The organism is Megasphaera sp. DJF_B143 (assembly GCF_900320625.1).
In the GTDB taxonomy this organism is placed as follows: Bacteria; Bacillota; Negativicutes; order Veillonellales; family Megasphaeraceae; genus Megasphaera; species Megasphaera hexanoica.
This window is the reverse complement of record NZ_ONTA01000244.1, coordinates 1-5,034: the sequence shown is the minus strand read 5'-3', so window position 1 is coordinate 5,034 and position 5,034 is coordinate 1. Positions and strand designations below refer to the sequence as shown.

At 51.9% G+C, this 5,034-nt stretch carries 3 protein-coding genes and 1 pseudogene; 3 read left to right on the top strand and 1 reads right to left on the bottom strand.

All coding sequences use genetic code 11. The features are described from left to right. Positions 1–333: 333 nt before the first annotated feature. The 3 genes from DBO31_RS07225 to DBO31_RS07215 all read left to right on the top strand — a co-directional run bounded on the left by DBO31_RS07225 (position 334) and on the right by DBO31_RS07215 (position 4,175). A complete protein-coding gene (locus DBO31_RS07225; protein ID WP_059076518.1) occupies positions 334–1,527 on the top strand; it encodes a PLP-dependent aspartate aminotransferase family protein in 1,194 nt (397 codons plus the stop codon). Positions 1,528–1,606: 79 nt separating this feature from the next. Beyond that, positions 1,607–2,935 carry a branched-chain amino acid transport system II carrier protein gene (locus tag DBO31_RS07220; protein ID WP_234995431.1) on the top strand — a complete coding sequence of 443 codons (1,329 nt, stop codon included), beginning with the start codon at positions 1,607–1,609 and terminating at the stop codon, positions 2,933–2,935. A 25-nt stretch (positions 2,936–2,960) separates the two neighbouring features. Further along, positions 2,961–4,175, top strand: a complete 1,215-nt coding sequence (locus DBO31_RS07215; RefSeq protein WP_150824810.1) for a PLP-dependent aspartate aminotransferase family protein — start codon at positions 2,961–2,963, stop codon at positions 4,173–4,175. A 321-nt stretch (positions 4,176–4,496) separates the two neighbouring features. Here the strand turns inward: DBO31_RS07215 and DBO31_RS07210 are convergent. Beyond that, positions 4,497–5,034 (bottom strand): annotated as a pseudogene (locus DBO31_RS07210) (2-iminoacetate synthase ThiH); the annotation flags it as partial.

Genomic DNA, 5,034 nt, shown 5'->3' with positions numbered 1-5,034 from the left:
GGACGTGGGAACGGGCCCGGGAATAAGTACATAGGGAATCAGCCTCTGCACGGTAGATATCGTGCAGAGTTTTTTTATGATACAGCGTGCAGCCCGGGGAGGACGAAAGTGGCAGGAAAACGATGCGGAGAGGGTGTGCGTGGAGTATAAAAGGAGTATAAAAGGAGTATGTTTTATCCGATGTACTCCTAAAATACTACTATAAATACGCCGCGTGATGCATATATTTTTTTGCCTTTTACCGATATAATTAAGATAACAAAAAGACAATTGACAATTCCGGAAAAGTCATACAGCCAGTTGATTTCTGTACTTAGGGAAGGAGATTATATCATGTCAAGAGGAACGGCTACGACGTATATGCATACGGGGACAGGAGAAATGTGCTATGAAATGAACAAGGCACTGACCGTACCGGAAACATTTCCTATTTATTTGTCATCGGCCTATATATTTGATTCTATTGAACCGATGGATAAAATCTGTGATGAAGGGGCACCGGGCTACGCCTATTTCCGTCTGGGAAACCCTAATTCTGATGCGGCATCGCGTATTCTGGCAGCGGGCGATGGAACGGAAACGGGCCTGGTCTTTTCTTCCGGCATGGCGGCTATCACCACATCGCTTCTGGCCGTGCTCAGACCGGGAGACCATGTACTGGCTTCTCCTGTGCTGTACGGGGAAACGTTCTATTTCTTAAAACATGAACTTTCCAAGTGGGGCGTCGAAACGACGTTCATCGATTTCGATACACAGAAGCCGGAAGACTACATCAAGCCCAATACGAAAGTTATTTACGGGGAAACCATTGCCAATCCGCTCATGTCCGTCCCGGATCTGGGGCATCTGGCAGACGTGGCCCATGACAACGGCGCCTTGCTCTTTATCGACAACACTTTTGCTACGTCCATCGTGGCCAAGCCGGCAAAATTCGGCGCCGACCTCGTTTTGTACAGCGCGACGAAATACCTGGGCGGCCATGACGATATCGTGGGCGGCGCGGCGCTGGGATCGAAAAAACTGATCGATACGATCCGCTTCTATCTCGGCCTGTACGGCGGCAATCTGGGTGCGACGGAATCGTGGCTCCTGGCACGCAGTCTGCGGACACTGCCGCTGCGCGTCCAGAAGATGAGCCAGAACGGCCTGGCTCTGGCAAAGTTCTTTGAACACCATCCGAAAGTAGAAAAAGTCTATTATCCGGGCCTGGATTCGTCTCCCAGCAAGGCTTTGGCAGACAAGCAGTTTGAAGGCAATGGATACGGCGGCATGCTCAGCGTCAATTTCAAAGGCGGAATGGAACTGATCGACAAACTCATTGCCAATCTGAAACTGGTCCATTTCGTACCGACTCTGGCCGGTACGTGCACGACTCTGACCTATCCGCCGAAAGCATCCCACCGTGACCTTTCGGCCGATGAACTGGCGGCAATTGGCATCACGTACGGCCAGATCCGCCTGTCTTCCGGACTGGAAGACACAGACGATTTGCTGAACGATTTCGATCAGGCTCTGGAAAAATTATAAGTTCTGTTTTGTGGTACGGCATCCGGCCCGGACGGGCTGCGGGACTGAAGGGCCGGGTGCGGCTTATAAGGAGGTATGTATGATGAGTGGCAATTCTTCTCCCGGTAATGGCAGTATCAAGATTCTCGATATTTTTATCCTCGGTTTTGCTTTCTTCGCTACCTACTTTGGGGCAGGCAACCTGATTTTCCCGCCCCAGCTGGGCCTCAATAGCGGGTCTGCCGTATTTGCCGGCCTGTCGGGCCTGACGCTTTCCGGTATTTTTCTTCCTATTTTTACGTTGGTTGTCATTGGTCTGAACGGCGATGTCCATGCTATCACCGATCACGTCGGCAAGTATACGTACAATGTCCTGCTGGCGGCGCTGATGTTTGTGTGCACCTTCGTTTCCATTCCCCGGACCTGTGCTACGGCTATCCAGCTCGGCGTACAGGGCAATGTGCCGGGGGCGCCGTTCATTCCACTGGTCATCATATATTTCATTATATGCTTCTTCTTTGTCAAAGATAAGAATAACGTCATGGACCGCATGGGCCGGTATCTGACGCCGCTTCTGGCACTCATCCTGGTCGTCGTTTCCATCATGGGTATCGTCCATCCTCTGGGAACGCCGATTGAACCACAGGTAGCCAAACCGTTCGTCAATGCCTTCCTGGGTGGATATAATACAGGCGATGTCCTGGTCAGCTTTATCATGGCAGCTGTATTCATCAGCTCTATCAAAGGCAAAGGCTACACGACCATTGGCCAGCGCAATAAAGTCCTCATTTATTGCGGCATCGTCGCCTTCGTCCTGCTCCTCATCATTTACGGGTCGCTGTTGTATATGGGCGCCTGTGTCAGCGGTGACTATCCGCAGTCTATCGGCCGGGCAGAACTGCTCGTCGCCATCATCCAGCGCGTCGGCACGTGGGTCATGGTCCCCATGGGCATCGCCGTCGTACTGGCCTGCCTGACTACGGCAATCGGCCAGGTAGCGGCGGTTGCGGAATTTACCAGCACCATGACCGGCAAAGTCAGTTATAAGAAAGTTGCTATCGTATGCAGCATCCTTTCGGCTCTTACGGCTCTCCTTGGCGTCGATGGCATCGTCACCTACGTCGGCTGGATTTTCGGCGTATGCTATCCGCCGTGCCTGGCACTGCTTGTCCTGGGCGTATTGGTCAAAGTCGTGCCGAATGACGGGGCCTACAAGGGATCGGTATATCTGGTTACTATTTATGCGCTGATAGAATCACTGCCGGGCCTGTCCGGTCTTGGCTTTGCCAAAGCTATCGTGGCAGCAACGCCGCTTTCGACCTTTGGCTTCGGCTGGATTACGCCGTTTATCATCGGCTTTGTCGCAGGAGCTTTGATTTATAAAGCGACGGGACATGGTAAAGCCGCTGTAAGGACAGTGGGAGAATAAGTAATATGAAGAGGGGGATATGAACATGAGTTTAAGTGTATTGCGCCATCCTGATTTTGACAGGACAAAATACGGACCGTCTACGGTCAACATTCATGCTGGTGAACCGCGGGATGCCTACGGTGCCTTAGTGCCACCGATTTATCAGACTTCGACCTTTTATTTCGACTCGACAGATGATGCGGTCAAAGCCTGTGACGATTATGCCGAAAGTTTTGCCTACAGCCGTATTACCAATCCCAGCAACGATTATTTTGAAAAAAAGATAGCCGCTGCCGAACATGGACTCGGTGCCGTGGCATATGCATCGGGGATGGGTGCCGTGGCAGGGGCCATCTTCATGAGTGTACGCGCCGGTGACCATGCGCTGTTCTGCAAGGCCAAGTATTCCGGTACAGAAGATATTACCCGTGATTTCCTGCCCCGGTTCGGCGTCGAAGTGGGGACCTTTGATCCGCAGAATCTGGAAACGCTGAAGGATGGCATCAAAGACAATACGAAACTCATTTACGTCGAATCGCCGGCAAACCCGACCATGGTCATGGCTGACATTGCGGCTATTTCGGCCATCGCTCATGAACACGGCATCAAAGTCGGTGTTGATAACACCTTTGCCACGCCGTACAACACGAATCCTCTCGACCTGGGCGCCGACTGGGTCGTACAGAGCGTGACCAAGTACATCGGCGGTCACGGCGATCTTCTGGGAGGAGCCATCATCTCCAATGATGAAGGATTCCTGCGCGACTGCCGCCTCGGTACGCTCATGCACTTTGGTGCCGTCATGGCACCGCAAATCGCCTTTCTGGCCACGCGGGGACTCAAGACGCTGGCCGTGCGTATGAAACAATATAATACCAATGCACTTCAGATTGCACAGTATCTGGAACAGCACCCGAAAATTGACATAGTCCGCTATCCCTTCCTGCCATCTAATCCGCAGTATGAACTGGCGAAACGGCAGATGCGCGGTGGTGGAGGCATGCTGAGCTTTGATGTCAAAGGCGGACTGGAAGCGGGCAAGACGTTCATCAACCATCTTAAATTGTGTACGCTGGCCGTCAGCCTGGGCGATACGGAAACATTGGTAGAACAGGCGGCAGCCATGACGCACACCATGATTCCCAGAGAAGTACGGGAATCGGCCGGCATTACGGACGGCATGATACGCATGTCAGTCGGTTTGGAAGACCCGGAAGACATCATCGCCGATCTGGACCAGGCTCTGGCTGTGGTCTGACCGGGACGGATATCGGCGGGATTACATTATTTTATCCAGGCGTACATGAGGCTGCAACAACAGGACTTATCCGGTTCATGCTGTTGCAGCCTCTTTAGTATATTTTCTATTACCTTTATTTAATTTATTCTTAAAATATATAAAGCCAACGGATATTTACTGAGAGAAGCATAGGAAAACATGCAAAAAAGGATTGCCGCACCATGATGTGTGACAATCCTTTTTTGCTGTCCTGCCAGGTGGATAGGGCTGGCAGGGCCATTGGATATGTTTAGTATATGGCAAAACGCCGGCCGGATATTCCGGCGTCTGCAAACGGTGTTATAAGTAAATGTATTCGCTCGTAATCGGCTGGAGCCCCATGCCTTTAATGGCGGCGTACATTTCATCGAAGGGACGGTTATCCGTGATTTCAAACTGTTCATCGCCTTTTTCACTGCCGTCATCTTCCAGATGGCCGCCAATGCCGACACAGACGCTGGCCGATACTTTGGTAGCAGCGATTTTCATGATGGCGTTGCGGTATTTGGCGCTTTCCCGGCTGGAAACGACGATGGAAGCGTAAGGCAGAAACAGGCGGTAGGCACAGATGATCTGGGTCAGTTTCCGTTCGTCTACGTCCTTCGGGTTGATTTTATCGTTGTTGATAATCGGGCACAGACGCGGGCAGGAAAGGGAAATTTCCGCATGGGGATATTTCCGTTGCATCAGATAGGCGTGCATGCCCGTTGCCACAGCGTCTTTCTGGTAGTCATCGAGACCTAAGAGAGCGGCGAAGCCGACGCCGCGCATGCCGCCGAGGATAGCCCGTTCCTGGGAATAGAAACGGTATGGGAAAATACGCTTGTTGCCTGCCAGG